This window comes from Faecalispora anaeroviscerum (assembly GCF_947568225.1).
Lineage (GTDB): Bacteria > Bacillota > Clostridia > Oscillospirales > Acutalibacteraceae > Faecalispora > Faecalispora anaeroviscerum.
In genome coordinates, this window is sequence record NZ_CANOOQ010000001.1 from 1102755 (window position 1) to 1117520 (window position 14766).

The 14766-nt window shown below is 49.8% G+C and carries 15 protein-coding genes; 2 read left to right on the forward strand and 13 right to left on the reverse strand.

Annotated elements, in window-relative coordinates; genetic code table 11:
- Positions 1-125 precede the first annotated feature (125 nt).
- From QOS46_RS05460 to QOS46_RS05480, 5 genes are all read right to left on the reverse strand, one after another.
- Positions 126-791: a phosphatase PAP2 family protein gene (locus tag QOS46_RS05460; protein ID WP_283607888.1), complete on the reverse strand. Its 666-nt coding sequence runs from the start codon at positions 789-791 to the stop codon at positions 126-128.
- A gap of 114 nt (positions 792-905) precedes the next feature.
- Entirely contained in the window at positions 906-1511 is a 606-nt protein-coding gene (locus QOS46_RS05465; protein ID WP_283607890.1) for a helix-turn-helix domain-containing protein, read from the reverse strand.
- 490 nt (positions 1512-2001) lie between these two features.
- Positions 2002-2934 carry a cysteine synthase A gene (gene cysK, locus QOS46_RS05470; RefSeq protein ID WP_283607892.1) on the reverse strand — a complete coding sequence of 311 codons (933 nt, stop codon included), beginning with the start codon at positions 2932-2934 and terminating at the stop codon, positions 2002-2004.
- Between the two features lie 915 nt (positions 2935-3849).
- On the reverse strand, positions 3850-4755 hold the full coding sequence (locus QOS46_RS05475) for a fumarylacetoacetate hydrolase family protein (RefSeq protein ID WP_283607894.1): 906 nt from the start codon (positions 4753-4755) through the stop codon (positions 3850-3852).
- A gap of 112 nt (positions 4756-4867) precedes the next feature.
- Positions 4868-6043, reverse strand: coding sequence for a pyridoxal phosphate-dependent aminotransferase (locus tag QOS46_RS05480; protein WP_283607896.1), 1176 nt, complete (start codon positions 6041-6043; stop codon positions 4868-4870).
- A 134-nt stretch (positions 6044-6177) separates the two neighbouring features.
- Between QOS46_RS05480 and QOS46_RS05485 the strand changes: the two genes are divergently transcribed.
- Positions 6178-7176, forward strand: coding sequence for a LysR family transcriptional regulator (locus tag QOS46_RS05485; RefSeq protein WP_283607899.1), 999 nt, complete (start codon positions 6178-6180; stop codon positions 7174-7176).
- On the opposite strand, the gene QOS46_RS05490 is transcribed toward QOS46_RS05485, so the two are convergent.
- The 8 genes from QOS46_RS05490 to QOS46_RS05525 form a co-directional block, all read right to left on the reverse strand.
- Complete coding sequence (locus QOS46_RS05490; RefSeq protein ID WP_283607901.1) at positions 7173-7961, reverse strand: SDR family oxidoreductase; 789 nt, start codon at positions 7959-7961, stop codon at positions 7173-7175. The genes QOS46_RS05485 and QOS46_RS05490 overlap by 4 nt on opposite strands.
- A gap of 282 nt (positions 7962-8243) precedes the next feature.
- Positions 8244-8624: a DUF4363 family protein gene (locus QOS46_RS05495; protein WP_283607903.1), complete on the reverse strand. Its 381-nt coding sequence runs from the start codon at positions 8622-8624 to the stop codon at positions 8244-8246.
- On the reverse strand, positions 8621-9301 hold the full coding sequence (locus tag QOS46_RS05500) for a DUF421 domain-containing protein (protein WP_283607905.1): 681 nt from the start codon (positions 9299-9301) through the stop codon (positions 8621-8623). The genes QOS46_RS05495 and QOS46_RS05500 overlap by 4 nt, the downstream gene beginning before the upstream one ends.
- 148 nt (positions 9302-9449) lie before the next feature.
- Positions 9450-11303, reverse strand: a complete 1854-nt coding sequence (gene asnB / locus QOS46_RS05505; RefSeq protein ID WP_283607907.1) for an asparagine synthase (glutamine-hydrolyzing) — start codon at positions 11301-11303, stop codon at positions 9450-9452.
- Positions 11304-11523: 220 nt separating this feature from the next.
- Entirely contained in the window at positions 11524-12024 is a 501-nt protein-coding gene (locus tag QOS46_RS05510; RefSeq protein ID WP_283607909.1) for a GNAT family N-acetyltransferase, read from the reverse strand.
- 91 nt (positions 12025-12115) lie between these two features.
- On the reverse strand, positions 12116-12415 hold the full coding sequence (locus tag QOS46_RS05515) for a hypothetical protein (RefSeq protein WP_283607912.1): 300 nt from the start codon (positions 12413-12415) through the stop codon (positions 12116-12118).
- The gene (locus QOS46_RS05520; protein ID WP_283607913.1) at positions 12412-12966 is read right to left on the reverse strand and encodes a DUF1836 domain-containing protein; all 555 of its coding nucleotides are present in this window, start codon (positions 12964-12966) and stop codon (positions 12412-12414) included. Before QOS46_RS05520 ends, QOS46_RS05515 begins: the two co-directional genes overlap by 4 nt.
- A 4-nt stretch (positions 12967-12970) precedes the next feature.
- Positions 12971-13819 carry an AraC family transcriptional regulator gene (locus QOS46_RS05525; RefSeq protein WP_283607915.1) on the reverse strand — a complete coding sequence of 283 codons (849 nt, stop codon included), beginning with the start codon at positions 13817-13819 and terminating at the stop codon, positions 12971-12973.
- A gap of 188 nt (positions 13820-14007) precedes the next feature.
- On the opposite strand from QOS46_RS05525, the gene QOS46_RS05530 reads away from it, so the two are divergent.
- Positions 14008-14463, forward strand: a complete 456-nt coding sequence (locus tag QOS46_RS05530; RefSeq protein ID WP_283607917.1) for a hypothetical protein — start codon at positions 14008-14010, stop codon at positions 14461-14463.
- Positions 14464-14766: the final 303 nt, after the last annotated feature.

Here is a 14766-nt window from a genome sequence, read left to right on the forward strand (position 1 = left end):
AAACACCTCATTTCCGAAGTAATTTGGAAATGAGGTGTTTAAATTTATTATTATCCAACAGCTCACAGCTGTCCGATAAATTGGAATCTGGCAGCTGGGCTGATAATTTCCATGCAAATGACAACTTAGAGAGGTTTTTTAGATTCAATAAATATATTAACCGAATAATAAAGCATAACAAGCGCTGAGCTCAGCAGCGCACCGCCAAGAATATCGGTAAACCAGTGAACACCTGACAGCACCCGTCCGACTACAGCGAGGACAGCAAAAACGGCAGACACTATGTTGACTGTAATTCTTGCCGTTCTTCTCTTAATCAGACGGTTGAACTGCATGATTGCCGTAGGCATGACACATAGGACGAGCATTGTGGTGGAAGAAGGATACGACGCTTCTAAAACGTTCTGAATGAGAACCGGTCTGTAATTCACTATGTTGAATTCAAAAAACACATAAGCCGCGATAACAAGCAGATAAAATGCGCCCAGTACAAGAATACTATGATCCACACGCTTCAGACTCTTTCTCGCGATGAGTTGAATCAGTCCCAGTACAGCAAAGCCCAAGGCAAACAAAATGGCCACAACGCCAAACCAATCGGTAATGTGGTACAGGAGCATATTGACTCCCAGCAGTTCAGACACCCATCTGTTTACAGTTGCAAATCCAACGCAAGAGTCCTCTGGTCCTATTGGCTTCACATCCACATACATAAGCATGATTGTGAGCATGACGAAAAGGGAAAACAAGGCTCCTGTTACAGTAAAATTGATTCGATTGCTTTTTTTCATTTTCTGATCCCCATTCAAATTTGGTGTTATTCAGACTTCAAGCCTGATATCAGCCTATCATGAGGTCCAGAAAGTTGTAAGAATCGCAGTGTCACAACGGCGACACGATTCGTGTCACCGCTGTTTTATAAGCAAAACGCCTTTGATTATAAGCAAACAAAACACAAATATAGTTGCATAAGGTTGACCAGTGATTATAAAGATAAGCACGCTCAAAATACTGAGCATGAGAGAAACCAGCAGTTTACTTTTCACCCATACACGATTATGAAAGCTTTGAAAAGCAAGGATCGCAATGCCAAATACAACAGTCAACGACACCAACACAATATACGGAATGCGACTATAGGCCGGAGCATCCGTGAGAGCAATGAGCGAAACCTTGTATATCATGCCGTTTCCCTGCTGTCCAAAGAACGGCAGAAAAAACAGCAATGCCATTGTGCAGTCGAGTATTCCGAAAACCATATCAGAGAAGCTTTCTGCTTTTTCTTTGCTTTCCGTTTCGGCAAGGGATATCAATTCTTCACCGGAAAGCAGTTCATCAATCGATACTGAGAAGAGTTTTGAAATCGCTTTGAGTGAATCGATGCTGGGATATCCACGCCCCGATTCCCATTTGGAAACAGCCGTGCGAGATACATATAGCGCTTCAGCAAGCTCTTCTTGTGTAAAATTTCTCTGTTTTCGCAATTGCTGCAATTTATCATTTAATTCCATTGATCTGTGCCTCACTCCTGATGTGTTTACGGTTTCCCCGCACAAAATTATATAAAATAATCCGCAGTTTAAAATTGCCCGACAAAATTTCTGTTTATCTGCATATTAAATAATTGAAATATGATTGCAACCTGAAATATTGCTATTTTACTATACCATACCGGCATATATCTTTCCACCGAATTATTATCTATAATATCCGTAGCCTTCCAGCGCAGTCTGTGGTATTCTGTGTCACTAACAAGAAGGTGAACTGGACGACACAGATAATAGAGAGGCTCTACGACAGCTTTTTATAGACAGCCAAACCTGATGGAGGAAGAACATTTTATAGAAGAGGCGATAACGAATGGGACAGAAAGGCGTAAGCAAATAAGCAGGGCGGACAGCCGAAACTGTCCGCCCCATCACAGAGATTTATACCCGGTTCACTTTTTGTCACTATCATACCCCGCCAAAAGTACGCTGCCCGTTTTTAAAACCCAAACGATTATTCCGAGAACAAAGGGGTGGAAAGATAACGCTCCCCACTATCCGGCATAAGTGCCACGATTGTTTTTCCTGCATTTTCAGGTCGCCTTGCAATCTGTTCCGCCGCCCATAGCGCCGCTCCTGAGGAGATTCCTACCAATAGGCCCTCTGTTTTTGCAATCTCTTTGCTCTTTGCAAAGGCATCCTCGTTCTCCACAGGAATGATCTCATCATAAATCCCGGTGTTCAGAACATCGGGAACAAACCCGGCACCGATGCCCTGAATCTGGTTCGGGCCAGGGGTTCCCTTTGACAAAACGGGAGATCCTGCCGGTTCCACCGCAATAACCTTCACATTTGGGTTCTGGCTCTTCAAATATTCTCCGACCCCTGTAATCGTGCCGCCGGTTCCGATACCCGCTACAAAAAAATCTACCTTTCCGTCCGTATCCTGCCAGATTTCAGGGCCGGTGGTCGCCTTATGTGCCGCCGGGTTTGAGGGATTTACAAACTGGCCCGGAATATAAGCATTGGGGATTTCTTTTGCCAGCTCATCTGCTTTGGCAATCGCCCCCCTCATTCCCTGGGGACCATCGGTTAAAACGACCTCCGCTCCATAGGCTTTGAGCAAATTTCTTCTTTCAACGCTCATCGTTTCCGGCATCGTGAGGATGACCCGGTAGCCTCTTGCCGCCGCGACAGCGGCAAGGCCAATACCGGCATTGCCGCTCGTAGGCTCAATAATCACGGAGTCCTCCTTGAGTAAGCCCTTTTGCTCCGCATCCTCCACCATGGCCTTTGCAATACGGTCCTTCACACTGCCGGCGGGATTAAAATATTCTAATTTAGCAAAAAGCGTTGCTTTTAAACCATATTTTTTTTCAAAGTTAGTCAGTTCCATCAAAGGAGTTTTCCCGATCAAATCCATAATATTTTTCGCTGTTTTCGCCATGATTATAATCTCCTTTTCGTAATGAATGTAAAAGTACATCTCATTACCTGAACACAGCGATACCAGGAAAGAATGACCTATCATTACCCGGAACTGCTAGTTCAAATTATTCATATCTATTTTCTATGGTTTTATTATAGCACGCCATTACCCCTTGTCAATAGAAAAGGATTTACACCTCACAATGGCATGTGCTTCCTATGTAATCTTACTGTTTTCGATTGCAAGTCAATTTAAAACGTGCTTCTTTTCCGGCTGTCCGTTTCTAACCACCGGTGTTTTTTTCATAACAAAAGGGATCCGCCAATAAGACGGACCCCTTTTTCAGCATTTTGGGATTGCCTGTACAACTCTGTCGTAAAATTCGCCGTAAGAGCTGCACCCTTGCATCAGACGTAGCTGATCCTGTTCGGGAAGTGCATCAAAGAACTCTTTCAGCTTACTATCCTCAGATAAAGCCTGAGGAAAAGAAAAGTCGGAGTAATCCATACAAAATCACCTCAGGAATAGTGTATGGAAAAATACATACATTCATACAGTCCCGCACACAATCGTTCTTTGGAACAAACTTGGTTACCGCGGTCGTTTCTTAATTCCCCACGGAATACAGTGGCCATTGTAGCAGAACCACCAATGACAATCTTCCCAGAACCACATAGCGAACCCTCCTTTTTAATAGATAATTCATTATATGTTACAGGGACAAGGCAGGACAATCAGCCACCAGAGAATCCCACGCCAGATTTTCGCGGTTAATTATCAAAATAAATTTTATTCCTTGCAGGGAGCGATAATCAGCCCTTTCCTTAACCTCTAAGGCAGATGAATTCCAATCCACGCTCCTCGTTCGGGGAGCGACTGTGTAGTTAATTAACATAAGATAATTGGTGCATTCTGAAAATAGAGCGCCCCAGCTTACTCTGGCTTTTGCAGCTTTAAATCCACAACCGGGTTAACCAGCGGCTCCATGGAAAATCCGTTCGGGCCATAAATGCGGCACTCGATGGTATCGCCGTCTTCAATATGGACAGCCCTCGGCGTTCCGGTGGAGAGAATATCGCCCGGCAGCCAGCCCTGCAGATGAGATACCAGCGAAACCAACCGCGCCGGCTTGTGAGTCATATTGTTGACAATATTCTTCGCGTGAACCTCGCCGTTATGAACCGTCTGAACCTCGAGCTGCAGAACATCCTCCACCTCATCGGGAGTAATAAGCTGCGGGCCAAAGCTGAAGAAGGTATCGAAGCCCTTCACAAGTGTGAGAAAACGCGGATTCTGGCGCAGAATCGATTCCTCGGTCATATCGAGAATCGTGGTGTAGCCGACAATATAGTCCATCCAATGTTCTTCGTCGATCCATTTGCAGTTTTTGCCGAGGATGATGCCCAGCTCGGCTTCGCCGGTGGTTTTCTGCGCTTCGGGCAAGGCGGGGATACACACAGCGTCCCCCGGGCCAACAATGCAGGAGGCCGGTTTATAGAAGCTGCCCGGGAAGCCGACCGGAGCATTTTCACCCAGATCACCCGCGTGATCCGCATAGTTCAGGCCGATGCCGAAAATACGGGGCGGATTGCGGTACAGAGGGCCATACACTACCTGATCGGCGGGAACAAGGCCAGGGATGCTTTCCAGCTCTTCCTTTCCGCCGGCATTGTACCAGGCGGTCAGGCCGGGGATCTGCTCCGCGCAGATCAGATCATACAGCTCGGTTTTCCATGCGGTGCCTTTCCATTTGTTGATACAGGAAACCGGCAATGCTCCCTTCCGGGTTACCACGGCCGCAACCTCCTGTTCATTCTGGCGAACGGTTACAAATCTCATGTTCTTTCTTCCTTTCCCATCTTCAATTTCAGTCTTACGAGCTTATCAAATTCTTCCTTTCTCCCTGCCAGCGGCGGGGAGAAAAAACTGCTATGCAATTCGCAGAAAGCCATCAGCGCAGCTCTTCAATCGCTTTGCGCAGACGCCCGCACCCTTCAATGATATTTTCATAGCTGTTCGCAAACGACATCCGCAAATAGCCCTCGCCGCCGGGGCCGAACACATCGCCGGGGACCATCGCGATTTTTGCGTGATCCAGCAGATAGTCCGCCAGCTGCGCGGAAGAAATCCCCAGCTCTTTCGCGTTGATGAAGATGTAGAACGCGCCCTTGGGGTTCTGGCAGCTCAGGCCGGGAATCTCGTTGATCGCACGCACGGCGTAATCGCGGCGGCGGCAGTATTCCTCAACCATCTTCTCTACCTCGTCGGTTTCATCGCGAAGCGCGACGATCGATGCCGCCTGCACAAAGGACGGTGCGCAGGTGGTGTTGTGCTGGTGGATTTTATTCAGCACGGCGATATACTCTTCAGGCGCCGCCACGTAGCCAAGGCGCCAGCCCGTCATGGAGTACGCTTTGGAAAGGCCGTTCATCGTAAAGGTACGCTCTTTCATTCCCGGCAAAGACGCGATGGAAATGTGACGCGCTCCGTCAAACACCAAGCGCTCATACACTTCGTCTGCAATGACCATCAGGTCGTTTTCAATGGCAATTTCCGCGAGGCCCCGCAGTGTTTCTTCCGAAAGGACGCCGCCGGTGGGGTTATTGGGGGAAATCAGCACCAGCGCCTTTGTTTTTTTGCTGACCTTCAAGCGCACTTCCTCCAGATCGATCTGAAACCCGGTTTCTTCCTTGAGGCCAAAGGTGACCGGCACCGCGCCCAGCAGACGGGGAACATTCATATAATTAATCCACACCGGGTCGGGCACCAGAATTTCATCACCTTCGTCCAGAATGGAGCAGAGAACGTCGAACACTGCTTCGGAAAGCCCGACCGTAACGAGAATCTCTGTGGGCTTGTAATCGATGTTGTTCTGCTTTTTCAGCTTTTCCGCAATCGCCGTGCGAAGCTCCATGGAGCCAAAATTCGAGGTATAGAACACATCCCCCGATTCCAAACTTTTTTCACAGGCTTTTTTAATGTATTCCGGCGTGTCAAAATCCGGACGGCCAATTTCAAAGTGGATGACTTTTTCTCCGGCCCGCTCCATGGCGAGCGCCTTTTCATTGACCTTACGAATCCCGGAGGGCGCCAGCATATCCATACGGGCGGCAATTTTTTGATTCATCCCGATTCATCCTTTCACAAATTGTTTTACGTTTATATGATTTTGCTTTATAATGAGAAAACACTTACACCACGGCGGTATTGTACCGCTGCCCCGCCGGCCCGCTGTAAAATGCCACAAAGGAGCGAAGCGCCATGATGTCTTACATGAAATATGTTTATGCCGTTTACCAGGAACGAAGCTTTTCCAAAGCAGCCCGTAGGCTGTATGTTTCACAACCCTGGCTGAGTTCTGCCGTAAAAAAGGCGGAGCAGGAGCTGCAAGCCCCTTTGTTTAACCGCAGCACCAATCCGATCAGCCTCACGGAGGCCGGGCAGTATTATATGGAGCGAGTAGAGAAAATTATGGCGATTGAAGAAGAAATGCGGCAGCATTTTGAAACAATGGCCCATTCCTTTGAAACCCAGCTGCGCATCGGCAGCTCCATGTTCTTCTGCACCTATGTGCTGCCCAACATGCTGGCGGAGTTCCGCCAGAAGTACCCCAATATTGTCGTTACCTTTTCCGAAGGCAGCAGCCCCATGCTGACCGAACGCCTGCTGGAGGGGGAACTGGATTTTCTTCTGGAGGCGGAAACGCCCGATAAAAACCTGCTGAACTCCATGGTATGGGCAACGGAAGAAATCATTCTTGCAGTGCCGGCAGAATACGAGATCAATGAACGGCTGAAAAAGTTCGGCTATAACTTTGATGAATTTTTGCTGCGCCGCGAGGAAGGGCACCAAAAGCCACCCGTTCCCCTTGCGGAGTTTGCCGATGAAGAGTTCATTATGCTAACGCAGGGGAATGACAGTTATAAGCGGAGCATCGCCATTTGCAAGAACGCCGATTTTGTTCCCAAAACCTCTTTATACTTGACTCAGATGATGACAACCTATTACCTGGTTTGCGAGGGGCGGGGCGTTTCGTTCCTGCGTTCTACGATTCCCGAATATGTTACGCATACGGACAAGGTGATTTTTTACCTGCTGGATGATCCGCTGGCTTCACGAAACATCTTCCTCTCTTACCGGAAAAAGCAGTCGAGTGAGGTGCAGAAAAAGCTGATCGCCTTTATGAAAACTCAGACACTGACACCAAAAAAGGCTGACTCCGGCGTACTCTTCGACGACGATACACAGGATGTGTTTTAAAACGCTTTGACCATTCCGCCATCTACCAGAACGGTCTGCCCGGTGATGAAGGTATTTGCTTCGGAGCAGAGGAACGCCGCAAGCTTTCCGTACTCCTCGGGCTTGCCGTAACGCCCCATCGGGATTGTTTTAAAGGTCTGCTTCTGCAGATCCTCCACTGTAATCCCCTGCTTCTGCGCACGGATTTCATCGAGCTGATCGATTCTGGCCGTGCCGATGCGTCCGGGGCCAATTACGTTGACCAGAATGTGATCCTTGCCCAGCTCCTGCGAAAGCGTTTTGGCAAGACCCATCACGCCCATGCGGAAGGTATTGGAAAGAATCAGGTTATCCAGCACCGCCTTTACCGAAGACGAGGTGGAGCAAAGAATCCGTCCGCCGCCGTTCTGGCGCATGGAAGGCAGAACCGCCCGGATGGTGCGGATGTACGAGAGCAGGCAGAGCTCGTAGGCATCCTGCCAGTCCTGATCGGAAAACACGTCGAACGTACCGGGCTTTGGGCCGCCCGTATTGTTAACCAAAGCAAAGATAGGGCCGCATTTTTCCACGGTTGTTTGAACCAGCTTCTCAATATCCCGCGGATTGGTAATGCTGCCTACAAAAAACTCCGGCCTGTTGCCGGTCTCTTTCGCAATATCGGCTTGTGCTTCTCTAAGCTGTTCTTCGAGTGGGCTGAAAAGCATCACTTTCGCACCCTCCCGGCACAATTCCAGTGCAATTGCTTTTCCCAGCCCGCTGCTGGAGGCCATGACCAGTGCTCCTTTTCCCTTGAGCCCGAGTTCCATAACACCATCTCTCCTTTTTCTTTTGTGTTCTTTCTTTTATCTTACCAAGGATAAAATGCATAGTAAAATACGTAACACTGTATAGAACTATTCGCATTGGAATATGGCTTTTCGAACAGCATAAAAAGGAACAGGTCAGCCGAGTGATCGGCCGGCCTGTTCCTTTTTCAATGAAAGCACAGCCGACGCAGCTGTTCTCCCGGGAGCGGACTCTATTCAGTTTCGATTTTATTTTCCCACCGAAAGCAGGGAAAATGACCCGTGATAACACAGGTTGGCCGACTAAAAAATATTATTCCAGTAAGGCATTTCGGTATCCATCAGAGTGTGAAGCTGATTCATTGCACGGCTGCATTCTGCCCGTGCCTCATCCTCAGTTCCGCTCATTAGAAAAGATTCCGTGGCGGAAAGCGTCTGGCTGACTGTTTCAAGACGTTCATGGGGAATAAAATAAGACATCATATGGTGATGGTCATGCCAGGTTTCCACCACATTCTTAATCAAAGCCTTGGATTGCTCGGTATTCCCGCTGTCCACCGAATCCTGAACCTGTACCAGCATTTCAGACACCTCTGTGGACATGCGCGACACCTCGGACGTTCCCCAGATACTGACTCCGAAAAGGATCACCAGAATCGCCAGCGCCGCCCAGATACGATTCATTGTGCTTTCCCTTCCTTTTTAATGATTTGAAAGTCTCCCGCCGTGTTTGCGGTCATCAGGAACACCTGGTCTACGGTCAGGTTTTTGGATTTCAGTACCCCTTCGACCCATGCAACGGATTTTCGGCACAGCTTGGCGGAGACCTCTGAAATAACGCCATCGCTGATAACAACTGTTTCGATTCCGGTATCGGGAACCGTTAGCTCGAGCATGTCAGGCGTAACGGAATCCTTACCGGGCTTTTTGACCACGCTCAGCTTACCGTTCGTTTCCACAATGGCATATGCTACATCCGAAAGGGAGATAATACTGTTCTGACGCAGATCCTCAAACAGATCTTCCGTCGTCATACGCAGGCGGCGCAGCTCATTCTGCTGTATCTTCCCGTCGCTGATCACAACAATGGGCCTGCCGCAGATCACTCTGCGAAAGCTGCCGCTTTTGAGCATCATGACAGAAAGAATAATCTCGATCGCAACCAGTGTAAAAATAGGCACCAGCCCGCTGACTAAAGGCTGGCCGGTGTTTTGCATTGGGATGGATGCGATGTCTGAAATGAGCAGGGTCACCACCAACTCCGACGTTTGCAGCTCGCTGATCTGACGCTTCCCCATCAATCTCACAGCAAATATGATAATGATATACAACAGAAAAGTTCGAATCAAAGAAATGATCATCTTTTATCACCTGGCATCTATTTTGGCCTTCCAGACCTGTTTTATACAGCAGCGAGGCTTCTCCATAACGCGGAAAAACCGCGCTTCCAAGCAAACAATTCCTCCCCCGCTTTTGGCGAGGGAGGAATGAAAACTTTTTATTGACGCATCAAAGCTGAATGCTGATGTCGTATCGCTTGAGCCAAAAATTAATCTGGAGCAGATAAGCCATCAGCTGCGGGCCGGCCATCAACTGCCCGAACCACGGCTTGCCATAATCCGATTTTTCGCTCAGCAGCTCTTTGGCTGCGTTTTCGTTAATCAGGCGGTGGATTGGCTCCAGAGGATCTTCGAGAATTCGTTCGAGACGGTGGCGCACCAGCACCTCATACGCCGGGTTATGCGTTTTGGGATAGGGGCTTTTTTTGCGCATGAGAACATCCTCGGGGAGCCAGTCTTTGGCTGCGTCGCGCAGCAGGCCCTTGGACACACCGCCGTGCGTTTTGTATTCCCATGGGGTATTGAACACATACTGCACCAGCCGGTGATCGGCGTAGGGCACGCGAACCTCCAGCCCGCTTGCCATGCTGCACCGGTCTTTGCGGTCGAGCAGCGTAGACATGAACCAGTGAATGTTCAGGTAGCTGATCTCTCTACGGCGGCACTCCTCGGCACTTTCGCCCGCAAGGCGCGGCGTGGCCTCCACCGATTCGGTATAGCGGCGATCCACATATTCGTCCAGCCCCAGCTCACCAAGGATTTCAGGCTTGATCAGCGCCTTGCGGATGCTCAAGTCGGGAGACCACGGGAAGGTTTTGCCTTCAAACGCTTCTTTTTTATGGAACCAGGGATACCCACCGAAAATTTCGTCGGAGCATTCTCCCGATAAAGCTACGACATGGCCAGCTTTTACCTTCGAGCAGAAGTGCAGCAGTGAGGAATCCACATCTGCCATGCCGGGCAAATCCTTTGCGATCACCGCGTCGTACAGGCAGTCTGCCAGCGTTTCGGTATCGCACTCCAAGAAGCGATGATTGGTTCCGAACTCCTCAATCATGCGCTCCACCCAGGGGCGATCTGAATCCGGCTGGAACGCCGATGGCTTGAAATACTTGTCGTTGTCCGTGTAGTCGAAGGAATAGGTATCGAGCGCCTTGCCCTCCTTCCGGTAATGGACAGCAGCCAGCGCTGTAATGATACTGGAATCGAGCCCGCCGGAAAGGAAGGTGCAAAGGGGCACATCAGAAACCAGCTGCCGTTTCACGGTATCGTACAAAAGCTCGCGCACATGCGCCACGGTATCCTCGTAGCTGTCGGGGTGTTCGTAGCTTTCCAGCTCAAAGTACGGATACGCCCGCAGTCCCTCGCGGTTAAACACAGCGGAGTAGCCGGGCTTCAACTCCCGGATGCCCTGAAACACGCCGCAGCCTGCTGTTCTGGCGGGCCCAAGACCAAACAGCTCGCACAGGCTCGTTTTATCCAGAATGGGGTTAATTCCCGGGTACTCAAACAAAGCCTTCATTTCGGAGCCGAACACCAGCCGGTCGTTCACTGCGGTGTAAAAGAGCGGCTTTACGCCAAAGCGGTCACGGCACAAAAAGGTACAGTTGCGCCGCTCATCATCAATCGCGAACGCGTAAATTCCATTCAGCTTTTCCGCGCAGAACGGCCCGAACTGCATATAGCAGTAAAGTAGCACCTCGGTATCGCTGTGCGACTGAAACTGACACCCCAGAAGCCGCAGCTCCTGTCGTAGCTCTTCGGTATTGTACAGCTCACCGTTGTAGGTGATTGTATAATGGTATCCGTCCTGCACACGGGTCATGGGTTGCTTTCCGCCCTCAATATCGACCACCGCAAGCCGCGCATGGGCAAACGCCGCATGACTCGAAACATGTACTCCGGCATCATCCGGGCCCCGGTGCCTGAGCCGATTGCCCATCCGTTTGGCCAGCGCGCCCCATAGCGGGGCTTCTTCTGTCAGTGTGTCGTGATAATCGCAAAATCCCGCAATTCCACACATAGCATTCCCTCATTTCTGTAACAGCATTATTTTCGCCTTTTGCTATAATATGAGGAAATATGATTCCGGTTAACCAAAATGGGGAGCCCGCGTATCGATAGAATTCTCCCGGCATAAAAAATTTGACCTAGACTTGGACCTAGTAGGTTAAGATTTAAAAACAGCTAAAGCAAGAGTAACGGGAGATCATATCTCTCCCGTTACTCTTGCTTTGTTCGTATTATGCCTGTAATTTCCACCAAAGAGTTTCCGCTTGCTTCTCTTTTTGGAATCCACAACGCTCCAATATTTTTTGTGAAGCAAAACCTTCCAAGTCCGTTTCGGCAATAACTGTTGAAACTGCTCCTTGTTCGAGCGCCCAATCACACATAGCTTTTGTAGCTTCGGTCATGTACCCATTATGTTCATATTCTTTCCCTAAACCGTAGCCAATTTCAACTTCACCGTTTTCCTTCGGAATATCTTTAAAATCTGCCGAGCCAACTACAACTCTGTCGCTTTTACGAATCAGGAACCAAAAACTATGCCATACATAATTTTCACTGTCCTTTTCAGCTGCCTTCAGCTGTGCTTTCACGATGTCAAGAAAAAAGCCTTCCATAGGTTCCGCCTTGTAGGAACAGCTTAATTCTTTTTCAAGCGCATGGATGTCTTGAATCCATCGTTTTAATTGATGCGGAGTTAAAGGAATCAGCTCTAATCGTTCCGTTTGAATTTTCATTTTGCTCTTCCACCTCATATAACAAATAGGAACCTGATTGAGTACGGCAAAGCTTTGCAAGCGGCGATGGCGTAGCTGTATCGGCAGGCCGTCAGGCAATAAAATAGGTGACAACGGTATAAACCGTCAGCAAAACGGCGGCCACCAAGGCAAACAGATCGCGCACGATGCTGGAAGCGCGCGTGCGCTTATTTTGGTAGCTGCCGCTCTGAACACTGTCCGTTATGAGTACGATCGTAGATGCCCAGAAGCAGACGCACATCAGCACAAACGAGGTGGTCATCACCGTCGGGTTATTCCAGCCGCTGGCCAGCCACGAAAAAACGGCAAGAGCGATCACGACAAAATTCAGTACCGTAGAAATGCGGTTCAGCAGACTCAGCTGTTTCAAGACAGTTTCTCCTCCGTTTCCTTTTTGGAGTGGGCAAGCTCACTTAAAATTCGTTCCGCGGCGGTTCGCCGGGCGGAGGCCTCAACAGCCAGAGCGCAGGCCAAAGTACGCAGCTCCTCTTCCCCTTGTTCGGCCGCCTGCCCTACCCGCTCGCAAACGCCGGCCAGCTCCCGTTCCTGCGCGGTTCGGAAGCTCTCATAAATTTCTTTCTGGTAGGCCTCGCCCGAACCGGAATTCAGCACGGAGGAAAGGTCCTGAATAGACAGCACCTGCTTTAACAGGCAGACCACTGTCAGCATGGCCAGATGCTCGCGGCTATACTTTTTCTTATCCGGGCGCGGCAGAACCCGGTCTTTTACATAATTGTTGATCATACTGGGGGTCAGCAGCACACTTTCGTCGTCCCGCCCAAACAGGTGCAGCTGGCGCTCCATATAATTAATGACCTGATCCATATATAGGTAAATTTCCGGCAGGGAATCCCAATCAGCAGTACGGTGCTCCTGCACCTGCTGTACCCAACCCTGTATTTTTTCACATGCATTGTTCATGTTATTACTCCTTTTCCGCCTTGCGTGCAGATTGCGCAAATTTGCTGGGAGGAATTCCTTTCAGCTTTCGGAACACCCGCGAAAAATACAGCTGATCGGAAAAGCCAGAGGAATAGGCCGCCTCACCGACCGAAAGATTCTCGTTTTTCAGCAGATCGGCCGCTTTATTGATACGGTATTTGGTCAGATATTCGTTCGGAGTCATATCCGTATGCTGCAAAAAAAGCCGGTACAGGTGACTGCGGCTGATCCCGGCGTTGGCTGCAATCTGCGTAATATCCAAATCCTCGCGGGAATAGTTGAAATCGATAAACTGGATCGAACGCTGCACATAGGCATAGCCGGTATCTTTGCGGCAGTTGTGGTCGCCGTGCAGCACCATCAGCGCAGCGAGAAAGCGCAGCAGCGCAGCAGTCATTACGGCCTCGTTGCTGGGATTCGGCCCCGTTGCGGTGTAAATATCGTTCAGCATGCTCTCTATGGCGTCATCTGTATCGTAGTGAAACAGCGGCGATTCCTCCGAAAGCCCGGTTTCCTTAACAAGCCGGCTGGCATCCGCGCCGTTGAAGCCCACCCAGCAGTATTCCCACGGCTCATTGTGATCAGCCTGATAAGAGGAGATTGCCCCCGGAACCACGAGAAAACCATCCCCGGCGGAAAGCGTGTATTTTCTTTTCCCGCTGTCAAACGTTCCTTTTCCGGAGAGGATATAATGAATCAGATAATGATCGCGGATTCCCGGCCCCCAGGAATGATCGGGAGCACAGCGCTGCAACCCGGAGCGGTAGACAGCCAGACCCAGGCTATTCTGAAAAGGGGTTCGGAAAGAATGTTTGAACTTTTCATTTTCCACCGTATGGCCTCCCCGCTATCAGAAATTTTTGTTCATTCTATTTTTTATTATAAAGCCTGTTACCGGAGGATGCAACGATAAACTTTGCGAAGGACGGCATTTGCTTTCTGCGAAAAAGAATTGAAATTCCTCAAAGAATCGGGTATAATAATTGTAATAACACTAACAAGAATGGGGATGTTTTTTTGATGGAGGCTACACAGCTTCAGATTTTCACCGTAATATCGGCAATCGCTGCCATTGCGGCACTGGCCGTGCTGATCGTTTTGCGTGGCACACTGCAAAAGCTGACCGAATTAAATGAGAAACGCGCAAAGGCACTGCGCCAGGCGCCCGTTGCACCTGCTCCTGCTGCCGCTCCCGTTCTGAACCAACCGGCACCCGTTCCGCTTTCTGCCGTTCCCGCACAAGCGGTTCCAGCTGCACAGACGGCTTCGGCTCCACAGGGAATTTCCGGTGAAATTCTAGCTGTCATCGCAGCCGCGGCTTATGCGCTGTATGAGGTACCGGCCTCCGCGATTCAGTCGGTTACTCTGGCGGAGCCCGCTCCGCTCATTTTGGCCACTGCTGCTCCGGCCCCCGCTCCCCGTACCCGTTCCGCATGGGCCACTGCCGGTTTGTTGGAGAACACCCGTCCGTTCTGATTTGGTTTCTGTTTCGGAGGCACCCGGGCCGAAAGGCGCGGGTGCTTTTATTTTGAATCCAACGATTTGCCATTCACAGCAAAATAAGGTATAATTATTTTACAAGCCGGCCAAAGCGCCGGAACCATCAGCAGCCCAAGGCAGAGGCTCCGGGCTTTCAGGCTGCCTGCGGGCTGCCGGAAGGCTATGGCAGAACCAGCCTGATATGACAAGGGCAAAAGCCCTTTTCCTGTGCCTTTCGCTTGCCCCATGCGCTGTGCCGAAATATGCACAGGCTTGGGTCAAAGCGGTTTTCGGTATCGT

Bases quoted from the DNA above. Each gene is read 5' to 3' on its own strand.
- cysK (WP_283607892.1), bottom strand. From the start codon at position 2,934: ATGGCGAAAACAGCGAAAAATATTATGGATTTGATCGGGAAAACTCCT.
- QOS46_RS05520 (WP_283607913.1), bottom strand. From the start codon at position 12,966: ATGAACAATGCATGTGAAAAAATACAGGGTTGGGTACAGCAGGTGCAG.
- QOS46_RS05530 (WP_283607917.1), top strand. From the start codon at position 14,008: ATGGAGGCTACACAGCTTCAGATTTTCACCGTAATATCGGCAATCGCT.
- asnB (WP_283607907.1), bottom strand. From the start codon at position 11,303: ATGTGTGGAATTGCGGGATTTTGCGATTATCACGACACACTGACAGAA.
- QOS46_RS05510 (WP_283607909.1), bottom strand. From the start codon at position 12,024: ATGAAAATTCAAACGGAACGATTAGAGCTGATTCCTTTAACTCCGCAT.
- QOS46_RS05460 (WP_283607888.1), bottom strand. From the start codon at position 791: ATGAAAAAAAGCAATCGAATCAATTTTACTGTAACAGGAGCCTTGTTT.
- QOS46_RS05475 (WP_283607894.1), bottom strand. From the start codon at position 4,755: ATGAGATTTGTAACCGTTCGCCAGAATGAACAGGAGGTTGCGGCCGTG.
- QOS46_RS05495 (WP_283607903.1), bottom strand. From the start codon at position 8,624: ATGAATCGTATCTGGGCGGCGCTGGCGATTCTGGTGATCCTTTTCGGA.
- QOS46_RS05500 (WP_283607905.1), bottom strand. From the start codon at position 9,301: ATGATCATTTCTTTGATTCGAACTTTTCTGTTGTATATCATTATCATA.
- QOS46_RS05480 (WP_283607896.1), bottom strand. From the start codon at position 6,043: ATGAATCAAAAAATTGCCGCCCGTATGGATATGCTGGCGCCCTCCGGG.
- QOS46_RS05490 (WP_283607901.1), bottom strand. From the start codon at position 7,961: ATGGAACTCGGGCTCAAGGGAAAAGGAGCACTGGTCATGGCCTCCAGC.
- QOS46_RS05465 (WP_283607890.1), bottom strand. From the start codon at position 1,511: ATGGAATTAAATGATAAATTGCAGCAATTGCGAAAACAGAGAAATTTT.
- QOS46_RS05485 (WP_283607899.1), top strand. From the start codon at position 6,178: ATGATGTCTTACATGAAATATGTTTATGCCGTTTACCAGGAACGAAGC.